Below are 17,185 nucleotides of genomic sequence, written 5' to 3'. Positions count from 1 at the left end.
GCACTTTATCCACGTACGGCAGGACAGAGAACACTTTCAAGAAGCCCGCGGAGCACGGGTGATGAGGTTGTCGGCGGCCGCAGGGGGACCGGAGAGTGCCAGAGGTCTTGACAACTTGATTGGTCTGGACCAGTTTATCGGCCAGCGGTGGCCACCGTTCCTCGATTCCACACCCCGGCACCCCCCGTGCCGCCCCCCGCCATCCCCGACTCCCCCCGGAGGCAGCAAGTGGATCGTTTCCCCGCCCCGAGCCGCAGAAGACGCCGCACCCGCCCGGTCCTCGGCTCCGCCGTGGCCGTCGTCGCGGCCGGCGCCCTGACCCTCACCGGGCTCGTGACCAGCGCCGAGGCCGCCGACGTCAACGTCGCCAAGAACGCCGGCTTCGAATCGGGCCTCGCCAACTGGACGTGTACCGGCAACTCCGGCACCACCGTCTCCTCCCCCGTGCACGGCGGCACCTCCGCCCTCAAGGCCACCCCGGCCGGCCAGGACAACGCCAAGTGCACGCAGACGGTGGCCGTCAAGCCCAACTCCACGTACCAGCTGAGCTCCTGGGTCCAGGGCGGTTACGCGTACCTGGGCGCCAGCGGCACCGGGACCACCGACGTCTCGACGTGGACGCCCGGCTCCACCGGCTGGACGCAGCTGAAGACCAGCTTCACGACCGGCGCGAACACCACGTCCGTCACCGTGTACACGCACGGCTGGTACGGCCAGGCGGCCTACCTCGTGGACGACTTCTCGGTGACCGGCCCAGACGGGGGCGGCGGCACCGACCCCGGCCCGTCGATCCCCGGCGCCCCGGCCGGGCTCGCGGTCGGCTCGACCACCTCGTCATCCATCGACCTGTCCTGGAACTCGGTGTCCGGTGCGACCGGCTACACCGTCTACAAGGACGGCGTGAAGGCGACCACCTCCACCGGCACCTCCGCGACCGTCACCGGTCTCGCGGCCGACACCGCCTACCAGTTCGCGGTGAGCGCCACCAACGCGGCCGGTGAGTCCGTGAAGTCGGCGACCGTCAGCGGCCGGACCGCCAAGTCCGGTTCCACCAACCCGAATCCGGGCACCTCCGTGCCGAAGCACGCGGTCACCGGTTACTGGCAGAACTTCAACAACGGCGCGACCGTCCAGAGGCTCAGCGACGTGCCCGCGAACTACGACATCATCGCGGTCTCCTTCGCCGACGCGACGACCACGCCCGGCGCCGTCACCTTCAACCTGGACTCGGCGGGCCTGAACGGCTACACCGTCGCCCAGTTCAAGGCGGACATCAAGGCGAAGCAGGCGGCCGGCAAGAACGTCATCATCTCGGTCGGCGGCGAGAAGGGCTCGGTCTCGGTCAACAGCGACGCGTCCGCGACCAACTTCGCCAACTCGCTCTACTCGCTGATCCAGGAGTACGGCTTCAACGGCGTCGACATCGACCTGGAGAACGGCCTCAACTCCACGTACATGACGAAGGCGCTGCGTTCGCTGTCGCAGAAGGCGGGCTCCGGCCTCGTCATCACGATGGCCCCGCAGACCATCGACATGCAGTCCACCGCGGGTGAGTACTTCAAGACGGCGCTCAACATCAAGGACATTCTCACCGTCGTCAACATGCAGTACTACAACAGCGGTTCGATGCTCGGCTGCGACGGCAAGGTCTACTCGCAGGGCTCGGTGGACTTCCTCACCGCGCTCGCCTGCATCCAGCTGGAGGGCGGCCTCGACCCGTCGCAGGTCGGCCTCGGCGTCCCCGCCTCCACCCGGGGCGCGGGCAGCGGCTATGTCGCCCCGTCCGTCGTGAACGCGGCCCTGGACTGCCTGGCCAAGGGCACGAGCTGCGGCAGCTTCAAGCCGTCGAAGACCTACCCGGGTGTGCGCGGCGCGATGACCTGGTCGACCAACTGGGACGCGACGGCCGGGAACGCCTGGTCGAACGCGGTCGGCCCGCACGTCCACGGCCTCCCGTAAACCACCTCCCCATGACCAGCAGCGCCGCCGCTCCCCCGGCGGCGCTGCTGCGTGCGGGCGTCGGTCCTCGATACCGGTAAAGCAACAGTCCTGTACGGGAGTTGCCCTGCCGCATGGCTGTGCGCGCCCGGACGTGGCACCGTTGGGGGCGCGGTGCTGGGCGACGGGGGGAGTGACATGGCCGGGGCGCGGATCGAAGCGCTGGGCGGGGACGATCCGGTGACGCTCGGGCCGTACCGGCTGATCGGGCGGCTGGCGTCCGGCGGGATGGGCCGGATCTATCTGGCCCGGGCCGGCGGCCGTGACCTCGTCGCCGTGAAGACGCTCCTCGCGGAGGGCCGGGTCGCCGACACGGACCGGCGGCGCTTCGCCCGGGAGGTGGCGGTCGCCCAGCGGGTCGACAGCGCCTACACCGCCCGCGTACGGGACGCCGATCCGGACGCCGAGCGGCCCTGGATGGCCATCGACTACATCGCCGCGCCCCCGCTCTCCGAACTGGTCCGCTCCTGCGGGGTGCTGCCCGCCTCGGCCGTACGGTGGATCGCGGCCGGCACCGCCGAGGCCCTGGTCACCCTGCACGGGGTGGGGATCGTCCACCGCGACGTGAAGCCGCAGAACGTGCTGCTGCCGCTGGACGGGCCCCGGGTCATCGACTTCGGCATCTCGCACGCCAGCGACCTCACCCTGACGGGCCTCACGCTCGGCACGATCGCCTTCACCTCGCCGGAGCAGGCGCGCGGCGAGGAGTCCACGGCCGCCTCCGACGTGTACTCGCTGGGCGCCACGCTCTTCCTGCTGGCCACCGGCCGGGCGCCCTACCGCGCGGACGGCGACACGCTGCGGCTGCTGGCCCGGGTGCAGCGCGGCGAGCTCGATCTGACCGGGCTGCCCAAGGAGCTGGTCGCGACGATCCGGCCCTGCCTGGCCGTGCAGCCCCGGCACCGCCCGACCCCCGCCCAGCTGCTGGCCCGCTTCCGGGAACAGCAGGCCGGTCTGCCGATGACGACGAGCGGCACGCGCTGGCTGCCGCCGCGCTGGACGGCGCTGATCGACGCGTACGCGAACCAGGGCCTGGAATGGGCGGGTGGCCGGCCCCCGGGCGGCCCGTCGCACGCCCCGACGGTGACGCAGCGGACGCGCGCCGTCCCGAAGCCGCCCCCGACGCTGGTGTATTCGCCGCAGCGGCAGGCCCGGGCCGACCGCGACCGCACCCGCCGCGAGATGGCGGCCCTCGCCCAGCTGGCCGAGCGGCAGCGCGCGGAGCGGGAGCAGTCGGAGCGCGAGGAGGCGGAGCGGGTGGCCCGCCGGCAGGCCGAAGCGGCCAGGCAGGCCGAAGCGGCCCGGCAGGCGGAGCGTGAGCGTGCGGAGGCCGCCCGCCGCGAATCCGCGCGCCGCGAGGCCGCCCGGCTGGAGGCCGAGCGCGTGGCGCGGGTGCGGGCTGCCCAGGAGCGGGCCGACCGCGAGCGCGCGGAGCAGGAGCGGGCGGCCCGGCAGCACGCCGAGCGGGAGCGCGCCCAGCGTGCGGCCCGGGCCCGGACCACCTCGCCCGCCCCGGCCCCCGTCCCGGCGGGCCCGCGAACCGGCTCGTCGTCGTCCGGCGCCACCGCCCTGGGCTGGCTGCTGGCCCTGGTCGCCGTGGCGGGGCTGCTGATATGGCAGCCGTGGGAGAAGGCGGGGGACGGTTCGTCGTCGGGCGGCAGCGCGTCCGGCTCCGTCACCTCGGGCAGCGACCTGGGCACGCACACGGACGACAGCACGACCGCCGACACGGACACGGACACATCGGGCAGCGGCGGCGGCTCGACGGACAGCGACTCCGACAGCTCCGACACCGACGACACCGTGACGGAAGACCCGACACCGACCCCCACCCCGACGCCGACCCCCACCCCCACCATGGACTCCGGCGACCGCGCCTTCGCCGCCGTGCACGCGGGCGACTGCCTCGACGTCTACAACGACGGCTACGACAACATGAGCGCGAGCCGCCCGATCCGGGTGAAGTGCGCCGCCTCGAACGCGTACATGCACGTCAACCGGGTGAGTACCCGCACCGGCGGGTCCGGCTCCTGCGACACGGGCGCCGGTTTCACCTGGTGGAGCCGGTCGGGCGACGACGGGATCACGCGGACGCTGTGCCTGGACCGGGTGTACAAGGCGGGCCAGTGTTTCCCGGCCGACGTGAACGGGGAGACCAACGCGGACCTGACGGTGGTGTGGCGCTGCAACGCGTCGAAGGTGCCCAAGGCGGGCCAGTCGATCCTGCGGATCACCGGCTTCTACCGGGCCCCGAAGAAGGGCCAGAACTGGACCTGTCCGGCGGGGCCCGGCGAGCGGTTCTGGTACTGGCAGGTCAACCAGGGCCGCAGCATCATCTGCGCCTCGGCCGCCTGACCCGTACTCGTAAACGTATGGCTAGATCACCAGGCTGAGCAGCGCCGCGACCACGAATCCGGCGACCGACAGGACCGTTTCGAGCACCGTCCAGGACTTCAGGGTGTCGCGTTCGGAGATGCCGAAGTACTTCGACACCATCCAGAAGCCGCCGTCGTTGACGTGCGAGGCGATGATCGAGCCGGCCGAGATGGCCATGATGATCAGCGCGAGGTGGGCCTGCGAGAAGCCCTGGTTCTCGACCAGCGGGACCACGATGCCGGCGGTGGTGACGATGGCGACCGTCGCCGAGCCCTGGGCGATGCGCAGCACGGCCGAGATCAGCCAGGCGAGCAGGATGACGGGCAGGCCGACGTCGTGGAAGGTGTCGGCGAGCGCGTCCGCGATGCCGCTGCCCTTGAGCACGGCGCCGAAGATGCCGCCCGCGCCGACGACGAGCAGGATGTTTCCGACCGGCTTCAGCGAGGAAGTGGACACGGATTCCAGGGACTTGCGGGACCAGCCGCGCCGGATGCCGAGCAGGTAGTACGCGAGGAGCAGCGCGATCGTCAGGGCGACGAAGGGGTTGCCGAAGAACTCGATGACCGAGCGGCCCGTCGAGGGGTCCATCGCGATCGAGGAGAACGTGGCGGCCAGGATCAGGATCAGCGGGGTGCCGATGATGGCGAGCACGGTGGAGAGCGCCACCGGCTCCTCGCGCGGGGTGACCCCGGCGGCCCGCTGCTCGGCGACGACGGCGGCCTTCGCCTCCTCGGCTGCCTCGACCATGTCCTGCGGGACGTCCACGAAGATCCGCTTGCCGATCCAGGCGGCGTAGCCCCAGGCGGCGAGCACGGACGGGATGCCGACGAGGGCGCCCATCAGGATGACCCAGCCGAGCGAGACGTGGAAGAGACCGGCTGCGGCGACCGGGCCGGGGTGCGGCGGCAGGAACGCGTGGGTCATGGAGAGCCCCGCGAGCAGCGGCATGGAGTAGAGCAGGATCGATTTTCCGGACCGCTTGGCGGCGGCGTAGACGATCGGCGCGAGGACGAAGATGCCGACGTCGAAGAAGACCGGGATACCGAAGATCAGACCGGTCAGGCCCATCGCGAGCGGGGCGCGCTTCTCACCGAAGAGCCGCAGCAGCCGGGCGCTCAGCACCTCGGCGCCGCCGGAGACCTCCAGGATCGCGCCGAGCATCGTGCCGAGGCCGATGATGATCGCGACATGGCCGAGGATGCCGCCCATGCCGGACTCGATGACGGAGACAGCGGCGGACTTCTGCACGGTGCCGAAGAGTTCGGTGACCGAGAGCCCCGCGCCCAGGCCGACGGCTATGGAGACCGCGAGCAGCGCGACGAATGGCTGGAGCCTGACCTTGATGATCAGGAAGAGGAGGAGCGCGATACCGAGGACGGCGACGGTCAGCAGACCGGCGGTGCCGTCGATGAGGAGGAGGAGTCCACCGGTGTGGGGTGGCGTCTCGGGCGGGGTGGGGCCTGCGGCGAGCTGCATGGGTAACTCCGTTGTCGGTCCATGTTTCTGGGCAGGGGGGACCACGGCACGGCGCCTCGGGGATGTACGGCGCCGTGCCGGGCAGGGTGCGGATTACGGGGATGGCTTGGCTCAGCCCAGGACGGCGAGGGCGTCGATCTCGATGAGGAGGCCCTTCGGGAGGCCGACGTAGACCGTGGTGCGCGCGGCCGGGGCCTCCTTGAGGTTCTGCTCGGCGAAGTACGCGTTGTAGATCTCGTTCATCTCGGCGAAGTGGTCCACGTCCGTGAGGTAGACGCGCATCATCATCACGTCGTCCCAGCTCGCGCCGCCCTCCTCCAGGATCGCCTTGACGTTGGCGAAGGTCTGGAGGGTCTGCTCGCGCAGGGTCGGGCCTGCCGGGGTGGGCGCCTGGCCCTCGACGGCGGGCAGGAAGCCGACCTGGCCGGCGACCTGGAGGATGTTGCCCTTGCGCACGCCATGCGAGAACTTCGCGGGCGGGGTGGTGTGGGTGCTGGGGGTGAGCGCGGTCTTGTCGGTCATCGCTGATCAGACTTTCTTGGGTCGGTTGCTGCCGGAGTACTCCCGGCTGATGGTGTCGGCGGTCCGACGGACCAGGGGGAGCAGGGTGAGGAGTTCCTCGGCCGTGACGACCACGTTCGGTGCGGAGACCGACATCGCGGCGACGACGCGCCCGTCGGCGCCGCGGATCGGGGCGCCGACGCAGTTGATGGACTCCTCGTGGCCGCCGAGGTCGGTGGCCCAGCCCTGTTCGCGTACGGCGGCGAGCTCCTTGAGGAACGCGGCGGCGCCGGGCGTCGAACGGGACGTGTACATGGGGTAGTCGAGCTTGTCGGCGATGGCCCGCCGCTCGGCCTCGCTCAGGTCGGCGAGGAGCAGCTTGGCCACGGCGGCGACGGTGATCGCGACGGGCTTGCCGATGCGCGAGTACATCCGGACCGGGTAGCGGCTCTCGACCTTGTCGATGTAAAGGACCTCGTTCTCCTCGTACACGGCGAGGTGGACGGTGTGCCCGCAGTGCTCGTTCAGCTCGACGAGGTGCGGGTGGGCGATCTCCCGTACGTCGAGGTTCTCCACGGCCTCCTGCGCGAGCGCGAACAGCCGGGCGCCGAGGCGGTAGCGCTGGTCCTGCTGCCGGTAGACGAGCCCGTGCTCGTGGAGCGTACGGAGCAGCCGCAGCGCGGTGGACTTGTGGACGCCGAGGCGGTCGGCGACCTGTCCGAGGTCGGCGGGCCCCTGGGCGAGGAGCGGCAGGATGCTCAGCGCGCGGTCGACGGTCTGGCTCATGTCGTACGTACCTCCGTGTCGTCCCCCGTCCACCCGGGGCCGAGACGCAGTCTCCCCCACGCGTCGTCGTCCAGTGCCGCGAGCCGGTCGGCGTGCGCGCGGGTGGGCGGGGCGGTGAGGTCGCCGGGGACGGTGAGGACGGCGGCGGCCATGAGGTGGCCGTGGCGGGCGCGGTCGCGGACCGGGAGTCCGCGAAGGGTGGCGGACAGGAACCCGGCGGCGAAGGCGTCGCCGGCGCCGACGGGGGCGACGACGTCGACGCGGAGCGCGGGGACGTGGGTGGCCTCATCAGCCCCGCCGGCGTTTGAGGCGCGGGGTCCGGGGCGGGGCCCCGGTTCGTGAGAGAACACCGTCACACCGTCGGCGCCGCGCTTCACCACGACCACCCCCGGCTCAGGCAGCGCCTCCCGGATCGCCGCAGCCCCCACGACCCCCCACGCCGCCTCCGCCTCGTCCTCCCCCACGAACACCACATCCGCCCGCCGCGCCAGCTCCAGCAGGACCCCGGCGGACTCCCCGCGCCACAACCCGGGCCGGTAGTTCACGTCGAAGGAGATCAGCGGCCGCCCCACGCGCGGAGCGGTCAGCTCGTGGAGCAGCGCCAGGCAGTCCGCCGACAGCGCGGCCGTGATGCCGGACAGGTGCAGGACCCGCCCGGCGGGCAGCCCGTCGCACGGCACGGTGGCCGGCGACATCGCGGAGGCCGCCGACCCGGCCCGGTAGTACGCCACCTCGTGGACATCCGTGGCCCGGTCCGTGGCCGTCCGGAAGTAGATCCCCGTCGGCCGCGAGGGATCGCGCCGTACGAAGGACGTGTCCACGCCGTACGCGGCGACCGCCTCCACGAGGTGGTCGCCGAAGCCGTCCGCCCCGACCCGGCTCACCCAGGCCGCCCGGTGCCCGGCGGCCGCCAGCGCGCAGGCGACGTTGGACTCGGCGCCGCCGATGCCCCGGTCGAAGGACGGCACATCGGCGAGGCGCCCGGGCCGTGAGGGCAGGAACGTCACCATGGACTCACCGAGGCACACGACATCGGCGGGCGTCGTTCCGGACACGCGGGGCTCCTCAGCAGTCGGGCGGCGGCACCGGCACTCATCCATTGACCGGGCGTCGGCTCGGATGTTAGACAGCCCTGAGCGATATACGCAATGGGTGTTGCATATGTTGCAATCAGACCCTGACCCGATCACATCCTGACCGGACCCGGACCGAGGAGACCCCATGGCCGCCGCGCACCACGTGACCGCTCTCGCCGACGAACCGGTCGACCACCGGTTCAAGGGCCTCCCGCCCGACGCCGAGGGCCTGACCGTCGGCGCCCTGGCGGCCGAGCGCCGCGATCTGTTCGGCGGCGGTTTCACGACCCCCGTCCTCGCCCTGTCCGCCGAGTCGGTCGAACACAACCTCGCGCTCCTGGAGACGTACGCGGAACGCCACGGCCTCGCGTTCGCCCCGCACGGCAAGACGTCGATGTCCCCGCAGCTCTTCGCCCGCCAGCTGGAGCACGGAGCCTGGGGCATCACGGCCGCCGTTCCCCACCAGGCGCGGGTCTACCGCGCGTTCGGGATCGGCCGGATCTTCCTCGCCAACGAGCTGGTCGACGCCGCCGCGCTGCGCTGGCTGGCGGGCGAGCTGGACGCCGACCCGGACTTCGCCTTCGTCTGTTACGTGGACTCCGTGCGCGGGGTCGAGCTGATGGACGAGGCCCTGCGCGCGGCGGGCGCCTCCCGCCCGGTGGACGTGGTCGTGGAGCTGGGCGCGGGCGAGGGCGCGCGCACCGGCGCCCGGACCGAGGCGGACTGCGCGGCCGTGGCGGACGCGGTGGCCGGGGCGGCGACCCTGCGCCTGGTCGGCGTGGCCGGATACGAGGGCGAGGTCCCGGACGCGGACGGCGACCGGGTCCGGGCCTGGCTGCGCCGGCTCGTCGCGCTGGCCGCCGACTTCGACGCGGCGGGCCGCTTCGGCGCGCTGGGGGCCGGCGAGCGCATCGTGATCAGCGCCGGCGGCAGCGCGTGGTTCGACGCGGTGGCGGACGTGTTCGCCGAGATCCCGGAGCTCTCCGCGCCCGTACTCAAGCTGCTCCGCTCGGGGGCGTACGTCTCGCACGATGACGGCCACTACCGCCACCTCACCCCGTTCAACCGCGTCCCGGAGGAGGGCGCGTTGCAGCCCGCGTTCCGGCTGTGGGCGCAGGTGGTGTCGCGCCCGTCCGCCGGGCAGGCGTTCCTCAACGCGGGCAAGCGGGACGCGGCCTACGACCTGGATCTGCCCGAGGCCCAGGTGGTGCGCTCGGGCCGGGACGGCTCGGTGCGCCGGGCCGAGGGGATCACCGTGACCGGACTGTCCGACCAGCACACCTGGGTGCGCACGGACGAGGGCGCACGGCTTGAGGTCGGGGACTGGGTGGGCATGGGCCTGTCCCACCCCTGCACCAGCTTCGACAAGTGGCAGCTGATCCCGCTCGTGGAGGCGGACGGCACGGTCACGGACTTCGTCCGCACGTTCTTCTGAGCCGCACTTCAGACGTATCAAGCCCCTCCGGCGATTGAGGAGCGGGGGTGGGGGGGGGGGGGGGGCCCCCCCCCCCCCCCCCCCCCCCACCCCCCCCCCCCCCACCCCCCCCCCCCCCCCCCCCCAACCCGCCCCCCCCCCCCCCCCCCCCCCCCCCCCCCCCCCCCGGACCCCGAAAGGCACTCCATGGACCTCGTCATCCGCGACGCGACCGTCATAGACGGCACCGCCACCCCCTCCTACCGCGCCGACGTGGCCGTCACCGACGGCCGCATCGCGGAGATCCACCGCGAGGACTCCCCCGGCCCCCGCCCCACGGGCCACCGCACCCTGAACGCCGACGGCCTCGCCCTCTCCCCCGGCTTCATCGACATGCACGCCCACAGCGACCTCGCGCTGCTCCGCGACCCGGACCACAGCGCGAAGGCCGCACAGGGCGTGACCCTGGAGGTCCTCGGCCAGGACGGCCTGTCGTACGCGCCAGTGGACGACCGCACGCTCGCCCAGGTCCGCCGCTCCATCTCCGGGTGGAACGGCGACGGCGAGGACATCGACTTCGACTGGCGGACCGTCGGCGGCTACCTGGACCGCCTCGACCGCCAGGGCATCGCGGTCAACGCCGCCTACCTCATCCCGCAGGGCACGGTCCGGATGTACGCGGTGGGCTGGGACGACCGCCCCGCGACCGACGCCGAACTGGACCGGATGCGGCAACTCGTGGACCAGGGCATGCGCGAGGGCGCGGTCGGCATGTCCTCGGGCCTCACCTACACCCCCGGCATGTACGCGGACGACGCCGAACTCACCGAGCTCTGCCGGGTGGTGGCCGCCCACAACGGCTACTACTGCCCGCACCACCGCTCGTACGGCGCCGGCGCGCTGGAGGCGTACGAGGAGATGGTGCGGCTCACCCGCAGCGCGGGCTGCTCCCTGCATCTGGCCCACGCGACCATGAACTTCGGGGTGAACGAGGGCCGTGCCCCCGACCTGCTCGCCCTCCTGGACGACGCGCTGGACGCGGGCGCCGACATCTCCCTCGACACCTACCCGTACACCCCCGGCTGCACGACCCTCGTCGCGATGCTGCCCAGCTGGGCGAACGAGGGCGGCCCGGAAGCGGTCCTGGCCCGTCTCGCCGACGCGGAGACGGCCGCCCGCATCCGCCACGACCTGGAGATCGTGGGCTCGGACGGCTGCCACGGGGTGCCGATCGAGTGGGACACCATCGAGATCTCCGGCACCGGCTCGGCCGCACTCGCCGGATACGTCGGGCATACGGTGGCCGAGTCGGCGGCCCTGCGGGGCGAGGAGCCCTGGGTGACCGCGCGGCGGCTGCTGGTGGAGGACGGGCTCGGGACGACGATCCTCCAGCACGTCGGCCACGAGGAGAACGTCCGGCAGATCATGCGCCACCGCGTACACACGGGCGGCAGCGACGGCATCCTCCAGGGCGACAAGCCGCACCCCCGCGCGTACGGCACCTTTCCCCACTACCTGGGCCGTTACGCACGCGAGCTGGGCATCCTCTCCCTGGAGGAGTGCGTCGCCCACCTCACCGCCCGCCCGGCGGCCCGCCTGCGCCTCCCCGACCGGGGCCTCGTACGCGAGGGCTACCGCGCCGACCTGGTGCTCTTCGACCCGGCGACGGTGGCGGCGGGCTCGACGTTCGAGGAACCGCGCGTCCTGCCGACCGGCATCCCGCACGTGCTGATCGACGGCCGCTTCGTGATCGAGGACGGCCGGCGCACCCAGGTGCTGGCGGGGCGGTCGGTGCGCTCGGCGGCGGGCGCGGTGTAGTTTCCCCGGCCGCCGCCAGGGCAACCGGGTGTCATGAATATCTCTGCGACAGCCTCGAAGGGCCAGGGAAAGGCCCGGCAGGCGGGAAACAGCACAGCTGTGGAAGCGGCCGGCCGTGCGGGGTTCGTGGCACGCGGGGTCATCTACTTCCTCGTCGGCTTCCTCGCCCTGCGCATCGCGTTCAACGGCGGCGACAGCGACGGCAAGGGCGGCGGCGGCAAGCAGGCGGACCGGGGCGGGGCACTCGCGGAGATCGCGCAGAAGCCCTTCGGCCACGTCATGCTGTGGATCCTGGGCATCGCGGTCGTGGGCATGGCCCTGTGGCGGCTGTCCGAGGCGGCCTTCGGCGCGGCGGGCCCGGACGGGGACAAGGCGACCAAGCGGCTGGCCTCCGGCGGCCGGGCCGTCTTCTACGGCTTCGTCTCCTACTCGGTCCTGTCGTTCGCGGCCAGTGACAAGGGCAGCGGCAGCGGCAAGAGCGACGCCCGCTCCCAGGACGTCACGGCCCGGGCGCTGGACCTGCCCGGCGGGCGCTGGCTGGTGGGCGCGGCCGGGGTGGGCATCGCCTGCGCGGGCCTGTGGATCGCGGGCCGGGCGGCGCTGCGCAAGTTCCACAAGCACCTGCGGATGGACGACATGTCGCCCGTCGAGCGGCGGGCCGTGGACATCACCGGGATCTTCGGCGGTGTCAGCCGGGGGCTCGTCTTCGCGGTCGCCGGAGGTTTCGCGGTGTCGGCGGCGGTGAAGGCGCGCTCCGGCGAGGCCAAGGGCATGGACGACACCCTGCGGTCCTTCAGCGCGACCCCGGCCGGCCCCTGGCTGCTGGGACTCATAGCCGTCGGCCTGGTCGCCTTCGGCCTGTTCTCCCTCGCCAACGCGCGGTGGCGCAAGATCTGAGCGGGTGACGCACGGCGAAGGGGCGGGGCCACGGAGGCCCCGCCCCTTCTCACGTACGACGGATCACGGCTTGGGCAGCGTGCACCCCGAGCGGTTCAGGTCGAAGACGTTGCCGGTGCCGATGCACGCGGCGATGCCGTAGGTCTCCTGGGCGTAGTTGATGCCCTGGCGGACCGTCACCTGCCCGCTCTCGTCGACCTCGCACGGGTTGTTGTCCGTGCAGCGCTGGCCGTCCTCGTTACCGGTGTTGTTGACGGCGACGACCTTGCCGGTGGCGTTGTCGATCACGGGCGAGCCGGAGGTGCCGCCGATGGTCTGGCAGGCGGAGGTGTAGCGGACCGAGTCCTTCCAGGTCCAGTTCCCCTCCTTGAGGCGGTAGACGAAGCCGTCCACGTTGCAGCTGTAGAGGCGCTTCCAGTACCCGGACGCGACGGTGATCGCGGTGCCCGCGACGGGGTGCGAGGTGCTGAGCTCCAGCGCCTTGATGCCGTAACGGCTCTCGATCTGCGCGTACGTGGAGGTGAGCTGGTACACCGAGATGTCGGTGTCCGTCATCGTCCCGTACGCGATCTTGCTCGCCCGGACCGTGCCGACACCGCTGCCCGAGGCGTTGAGCAGGGTGAAGCTGCGGCTGGACGAGCGGTTGAACACGACCGCGCCGGGGGCCGGGAAGCCGGTCTCCAGGCAGTGCCCGTTCGACAGCACGAGGGCGGGGTCGCCCGGCTGCGAGGAGGGCGTGCGGACGACCGAGCCGGAGCAGTTGCTGAGCGCCACGGTCCCGGCGAAGTTGACCGCCTTGGCCCGTACCGCCTTCTCGGCCTTGACCGCGGCGTGACCTGCCGGTGCCGCGCCGTGGCTCGTGGCCGCGGTCGCGGGTGCGATACCCGCTCCGAAGAGCAGCACCGCGAAGAGTGCACCGACGAGAGGCTTTTTCATGTGGGGGTCCCCTCTTGCGACTGAACAGAGCACAACTGGCCTCTGTGACCGAAGTTCCTTCGGTTTGACATGCGCATGCTGGCGTACGGAGAGGGGGCGCACAAGGGGCGGATTCCGGCCGCGTGTTCAGGTCAGGTCACCAGGCCGTGCCGGTACGCGTAGACGACCGCCTGGACGCGGTCGCGGAGCCCGAGCTTGGCGAGGATGCGTGAGACGAACGTCTTCACGGTCTCGTGGCTGATCACCAGCGCGGCCGCGATCTCGCTGTTGGAGAAGCCGTCCGCGATGAGCCGCAGGACCTCCAGTTCGCGCGGGGTCAGCGGGATGTCGGACGAGGTGCCCGCGGTCGGACGGATCCGGGCGGCGTAGCGGCCGACCAGCCGGCGCGTCACCTCCGGGTCGATCAGGGCCTGGCCCGTGTGCACGGTCCGGATGCCGTGCAGCAGCTGCGCGGGCGGGGCGTCCTTGAGCAGGAAACCGCTCGCCCCGGCGCGCAGCGCCTCGTACACGTACTCGTCCAGGTTGAAGGTGGTCACCACGAGCACCTTGGCGGGGCGCTCCACGCCCGCCCCGGCCAGCAGCCGGGTCGCCTCGATGCCGTCGAGCTCGGGCATGCGGATGTCCATCACCACGACGTCCGGGCGCAGCCGCCCTGCCATCTCGACGGCGGTCCGGCCGTCCCCGCACTCGCCCGCCACCTCCAGGTCCGGCTGGGCGTCGATGATCGTGGCGAGGCCGGTGCGGACGAGGACCTGGTCGTCGCAGACGAGGACGCGGGCCGGCGCGGTCACGACGGGCTCCCCGAGGGTATGCGGGCCCGCACGACGAAGCCGCCGTCCGGACCGGGCTCCGCGCGGAACTCGCCGCCGAGGACGCCGACCCGCTCGCGCAGCCCGGCCAGCCCCCGCCCGCTGCCCGGGGGCACCGCGGCGCGCGCCCCGGAGCCGTCCGTGCCGACCTCCACGGTGATCTCTCTTCCGCCGTGCCGCACGCGTACCGAAGTCCGGCCGCCGTGGGCGTACTTGAGGGCGTTCGTCAGCGCCTCCTGGACCACACGGTAGGCCACGAGGTCGGCGCTCCCGGCGGACTCGGCGGGGGCGCCCTCCTCGCTGAAGTCCACGTCCTGCCCGGCCCGCCGTGCCTGCTCGACCAGGACCCGGATGCGGCCGGCGGACGGTTCCCTGGCCCCGGCGCCGTGGCCCGGGTCGAGCAGGTCGAGCAGGTGGCGCAGGTCGTTGACGGCCCGCCGCCCGGTGTCGGTGACGCTGCTCAGGGCGCGGTCGAGCCGGTCGGGGGCGGCGGTCAGATAGCGGGCCGCCTCGGCCTGGACGATCATCGCCGTCACGTGGTGGGTCACGACGTCGTGCAACTCCCGGGCGATCCGGGCCCGTTCGGCGTTACGGCTCTCCTCCGCGACCCGGATCCGCCGGTCGGCCTCGGCGGCCCGGCCGGCGCGCAGCCAGGCTCCGACGCCCCAGACGAGGGCCAGCACCAGGTAGAACGTCAGGAACTCGTCCGCCGGTTCGGTGCCATAGCGGTGCAGGGCGAGCGCCAGCGGCAGGTAGGCGGCGGTCAGGGCGAGGGCGACGAGGCGCCGGTGGCGGTCCAGGTGGGCCCCGGCGCTCAGCACGGCGAAGGGCAGCGCGGTCCCGGCGACCATGTGGTAGCCGCCGAGCTGGTCGACGGCGAAGCCCAGCGACACCAGGGCCAGGCAGACCACCGGCCATCTGCGGCGCAGAGCGAGCGACAGGCCCTCCAGCACGGCGGCCGACGCGGCCGGCGTGTCGAACGGGCGCTCCGTCACGGCGCCCAGCTGCGTCCCGTGGCGGTGAAAGGCGGGCACGAGCGACAGGGCGAGGAGCAGCACCCCGAACGGCAGGTCGCGAACGGTGGGGTCGAGCCGCTGCCACCGAGCGGGCCACCGGCCCGGCCACCGCACCGGCCACCGAGCCGGCCGGCGGACGCCGGTGCCCAACCGCCGCCACCCGGCCGGTACTTCGCGAGGACTGATCACCGGGGCACTGTAGTGGCGGCCGGGGCCGGGGCGGGGCGCCGTCCGCCACGCGGCACCAGGTTGCCCCGCCGGTGCGCCAGCCACAGGAACCCGAGCGTCATGAGGGCCCCGAAGACCACGGAGTACGCACTCGCCTCCGGCCCGAAGTCGCCGCCGGTGACCAGCACGGAGCCGGAGGCCGTCGAGTCCAGGAGGCCCTGGGAGGCGCCGTTGCCCGAGACCTCCGAGCTGAAGATGCCCGCAGCGGCGAAGTTCCAGGCGAAGTGCAGACCGATGGGCAGCCACAGGCTGCGGGTGGCGGCGTACGCGGCGCCGAGCATGCCGCCCGCCTCGATCGCGATGGCGACCGCGCCCCACAGGTTCGCGTCCGGGTTGGCCAGGTGCATCAGCCCGAACAGCAGCCCGGTCGACGTCAGCGCGATCCAGGTCCCGGCGCGCTCCTCGACGAGCCGGAACAGCACACCGCGGAAGACCACCTCCTCGGTGGCGGCGGCAGCGGCCATGAAGCCGACGAACCCGACCGCGCCCGTGACCGAGCCCAGGCCGTTCACCTCGTAGTCCCCGAGAAGGGCGATGTTCCCGATGACCGCCGTGAACAGCAGCAGCCCGATCAGCGCACCGCGCCCCACGGCCCCGGCCGCGCCCTCCCGGCCCACCTCCGTGACCGGGCGGCGCTCGGTGCGCCCCACCACCCACCCGTAGAGCAGGACGGCGAGCACCGCCACCAGGAGGCCGAGGGCGAGCGTGAGCCACGGACTCCCGTCCACCGCGCTGACGCCCTGCCCTCCGATCGCCCAGACCGCCACGACGACGAGAAGTTGCCAAACGGCTCTCATGAGTCCCCCTTCGACGCGCCTGCGGCGACCTGCCGCGGCTACCCCTGAACGCTATGAACGTCCGGCGCCGAAGGCGTCACCGCTGAGTGGACACCTGCGAGTAGCTCGCACGGGGGACATCGCGGCAGGACTAGGGATTCGCCGGCTGCCCCGCCGCCACCGCCTCCCGCGACAGCTGGACCGCCTGCCGCAGGCCCAGCCCCGGCTCGGCCTGCCGCAGCGCCTTGACCGCCGCCACCGCGTCGAGCGGCCCGTCGTATCCGCCCGCCGTGATCCGCCGCGCCGCCCACCGCCCGCGCAGCTCCGCGTCCGGCACCCCGGTCAGCGCCTCGGCCAGCGCGAGGGCCCGCTCCAGGCCCGGGCGGTCCGCGTCCGCCGCCCGCGCCAGCTCCTCGCGCAGCGCGGCGGTCACGGCGTCCGCGTCCCGCACCACGATGACGGCCATGTCCTTCTTCCCGTTTCCGATCATGTACCGACCCTCCCCCGGAGCACCCGGGCGCATCCGGCTGTTGAGCTACTTCAGAGGTACGGCAGGACCGGCGGACCAGGACCGACGGACCAGGTCCGCCCCTCCCCCGGTCGGAGGCGGCGTACCGGCGCTGCCGCATACCGTCGGACCATGACTCGCGACGCCGCCCACGCACTCGACCTCGACGCCTACCTCGCCCGGATCGGGTACGCCGCTGCTGTACGTACAGCGCACCACCGGGGACGCCCACCTGTCGCTCTCCGGCCGCACCCTCGTGGTGACGCCGGACGACGGCGGCGCCCGGCGCGAACGGAAGCTGGCGGACGCCGACGAGGTGACGCGCGTGCTGGCGGAGGACTTCGCGCTCCGCCTCCCGGAGGGCGCGCGGCTTCCCGCGTAGACCCGGCGCACACGCCGGCCGGGCGCGCCCGCCCTCCCGCGTGGGCCCCGGCGCACACCACTCCGTGGCGTAAGTCACCCGTTCCGGTCCGTCACACCGCCGTGCCACCCCATTCCAAGCCCCGGGCCTCCCGTGACCGGCGTTCCCACGGTTCGCGGGAGGCGGGCGCATGGCGATGAAAGCCCGTG

The 17,185-nt window shown here is 72.8% G+C and carries 15 protein-coding genes; 6 read left to right on the top strand and 9 right to left on the bottom strand.

Annotated elements, in window-relative coordinates:
- Nucleotides 1-228: 228 nt before the first annotated feature.
- The gene (locus ACIQZN_RS23080; protein WP_403996940.1) at nt 229-1,959 is read left to right on the top strand and encodes a chitinase; all 1,731 of its coding nucleotides are present in this window, start codon (nt 229-231) and stop codon (nt 1,957-1,959) included.
- 177 nt (nt 1,960-2,136) lie between these two features.
- Nucleotides 2,137-4,353, top strand: a complete 2,217-nt coding sequence (locus ACIQZN_RS23075; RefSeq protein WP_403996937.1) for a serine/threonine-protein kinase — start codon at nt 2,137-2,139, stop codon at nt 4,351-4,353.
- 21 nt (nt 4,354-4,374) lie between these two features.
- On the opposite strand, the gene ACIQZN_RS23070 is transcribed toward ACIQZN_RS23075, so the two are convergent.
- The 4 genes from ACIQZN_RS23070 to ACIQZN_RS23055 form a co-directional block, all read right to left on the bottom strand.
- Nucleotides 4,375-5,850, bottom strand: coding sequence for a GntP family permease (locus ACIQZN_RS23070; protein WP_403996934.1), 1,476 nt, complete (start codon nt 5,848-5,850; stop codon nt 4,375-4,377).
- A gap of 111 nt (nt 5,851-5,961) precedes the next feature.
- Nucleotides 5,962-6,372, bottom strand: a complete 411-nt coding sequence (locus tag ACIQZN_RS23065; protein ID WP_018100981.1) for a RidA family protein — start codon at nt 6,370-6,372, stop codon at nt 5,962-5,964.
- Nucleotides 6,373-6,378: 6 nt separating this feature from the next.
- Nucleotides 6,379-7,137, bottom strand: a complete 759-nt coding sequence (locus ACIQZN_RS23060; RefSeq protein ID WP_403996931.1) for an IclR family transcriptional regulator — start codon at nt 7,135-7,137, stop codon at nt 6,379-6,381.
- Nucleotides 7,134-8,192: a sugar kinase gene (locus ACIQZN_RS23055; RefSeq protein WP_403996928.1), complete on the bottom strand. Its 1,059-nt coding sequence runs from the start codon at nt 8,190-8,192 to the stop codon at nt 7,134-7,136. The genes ACIQZN_RS23060 and ACIQZN_RS23055 overlap by 4 nt, the downstream gene beginning before the upstream one ends.
- 166 nt (nt 8,193-8,358) lie before the next feature.
- Here ACIQZN_RS23055 and ACIQZN_RS23050 point away from each other — a divergent pair, with 166 nt between their 5' ends.
- The 3 genes from ACIQZN_RS23050 to ACIQZN_RS23040 all read left to right on the top strand — a co-directional run bounded on the left by ACIQZN_RS23050 (nt 8,359) and on the right by ACIQZN_RS23040 (nt 12,342).
- A complete protein-coding gene (locus ACIQZN_RS23050) occupies nt 8,359-9,648 on the top strand; it encodes an alanine racemase (protein ID WP_403996925.1) in 1,290 nt (429 codons plus the stop codon).
- Between the two features lie 186 nt (nt 9,649-9,834).
- A complete protein-coding gene (locus ACIQZN_RS23045) occupies nt 9,835-11,445 on the top strand; it encodes an amidohydrolase family protein (RefSeq protein ID WP_403996922.1) in 1,611 nt (536 codons plus the stop codon).
- Between the two features lie 33 nt (nt 11,446-11,478).
- The gene (locus ACIQZN_RS23040; protein ID WP_403996919.1) at nt 11,479-12,342 is read left to right on the top strand and encodes a DUF1206 domain-containing protein; all 864 of its coding nucleotides are present in this window, start codon (nt 11,479-11,481) and stop codon (nt 12,340-12,342) included.
- A 63-nt stretch (nt 12,343-12,405) separates the two neighbouring features.
- On the opposite strand, the gene ACIQZN_RS23035 is transcribed toward ACIQZN_RS23040, so the two are convergent.
- The 5 genes from ACIQZN_RS23035 to ACIQZN_RS23015 form a co-directional block, all read right to left on the bottom strand.
- Nucleotides 12,406-13,278: a serine protease gene (locus ACIQZN_RS23035; RefSeq protein ID WP_403996916.1), complete on the bottom strand. Its 873-nt coding sequence runs from the start codon at nt 13,276-13,278 to the stop codon at nt 12,406-12,408.
- 131 nt (nt 13,279-13,409) lie between these two features.
- Nucleotides 13,410-14,069 (bottom strand): response regulator, encoded by a 660-nt coding sequence (locus tag ACIQZN_RS23030; RefSeq protein ID WP_403996913.1) that lies wholly within the window; start codon nt 14,067-14,069, stop codon nt 13,410-13,412.
- Entirely contained in the window at nt 14,066-15,217 is a 1,152-nt protein-coding gene (locus ACIQZN_RS23025; protein ID WP_403997172.1) for a sensor histidine kinase, read from the bottom strand. Before ACIQZN_RS23025 ends, ACIQZN_RS23030 begins: the two co-directional genes overlap by 4 nt.
- Nucleotides 15,218-15,288: 71 nt before the next feature.
- Nucleotides 15,289-16,128 (bottom strand): lysostaphin resistance A-like protein, encoded by an 840-nt coding sequence (locus ACIQZN_RS23020; protein ID WP_403996910.1) that lies wholly within the window; start codon nt 16,126-16,128, stop codon nt 15,289-15,291.
- Between the two features lie 130 nt (nt 16,129-16,258).
- Nucleotides 16,259-16,597 (bottom strand): hypothetical protein, encoded by a 339-nt coding sequence (locus ACIQZN_RS23015; protein ID WP_403996907.1) that lies wholly within the window; start codon nt 16,595-16,597, stop codon nt 16,259-16,261.
- A gap of 214 nt (nt 16,598-16,811) precedes the next feature.
- Here ACIQZN_RS23015 and ACIQZN_RS23010 point away from each other — a divergent pair, with 214 nt between their 5' ends.
- On the top strand, nt 16,812-16,997 hold the full coding sequence (locus ACIQZN_RS23010; RefSeq protein WP_403997169.1) for an arylamine N-acetyltransferase: 186 nt from the start codon (nt 16,812-16,814) through the stop codon (nt 16,995-16,997).
- The last annotated feature ends 188 nt before the right edge of the window (nt 16,998-17,185 follow it).

It is taken from the genome of Streptomyces sp. NPDC097595 (genome assembly GCF_044761525.1).
In the GTDB taxonomy this organism is placed as follows: domain Bacteria; phylum Actinomycetota; class Actinomycetes; order Streptomycetales; family Streptomycetaceae; genus Streptomyces; species Streptomyces drozdowiczii_A.
The sequence above is the reverse complement of the archived record's forward strand: the minus strand, read 5'-3'. Positions and strand labels throughout refer to the sequence as shown.

Excerpts from the sequence above, each read along its gene's own strand:
- ACIQZN_RS23075 (WP_403996937.1), top strand. The coding sequence starts at position 2,137 with ATGGCCGGGGCGCGGATCGAAGCGCTGGGCGGGGACGATCCGGTGACG.
- ACIQZN_RS23070 (WP_403996934.1), bottom strand. The coding sequence starts at position 5,850 with ATGCAGCTCGCCGCAGGCCCCACCCCGCCCGAGACGCCACCCCACACC.
- ACIQZN_RS23065 (WP_018100981.1), bottom strand. The coding sequence starts at position 6,372 with ATGACCGACAAGACCGCGCTCACCCCCAGCACCCACACCACCCCGCCC.
- ACIQZN_RS23060 (WP_403996931.1), bottom strand. The coding sequence starts at position 7,137 with ATGAGCCAGACCGTCGACCGCGCGCTGAGCATCCTGCCGCTCCTCGCC.
- ACIQZN_RS23050 (WP_403996925.1), top strand. The coding sequence starts at position 8,359 with ATGGCCGCCGCGCACCACGTGACCGCTCTCGCCGACGAACCGGTCGAC.
- ACIQZN_RS23045 (WP_403996922.1), top strand. The coding sequence starts at position 9,835 with ATGGACCTCGTCATCCGCGACGCGACCGTCATAGACGGCACCGCCACC.
- ACIQZN_RS23040 (WP_403996919.1), top strand. The coding sequence starts at position 11,479 with ATGAATATCTCTGCGACAGCCTCGAAGGGCCAGGGAAAGGCCCGGCAG.
- ACIQZN_RS23035 (WP_403996916.1), bottom strand. The coding sequence starts at position 13,278 with ATGAAAAAGCCTCTCGTCGGTGCACTCTTCGCGGTGCTGCTCTTCGGA.
- ACIQZN_RS23020 (WP_403996910.1), bottom strand. The coding sequence starts at position 16,128 with ATGAGAGCCGTTTGGCAACTTCTCGTCGTCGTGGCGGTCTGGGCGATC.
- ACIQZN_RS23015 (WP_403996907.1), bottom strand. The coding sequence starts at position 16,597 with ATGATCGGAAACGGGAAGAAGGACATGGCCGTCATCGTGGTGCGGGAC.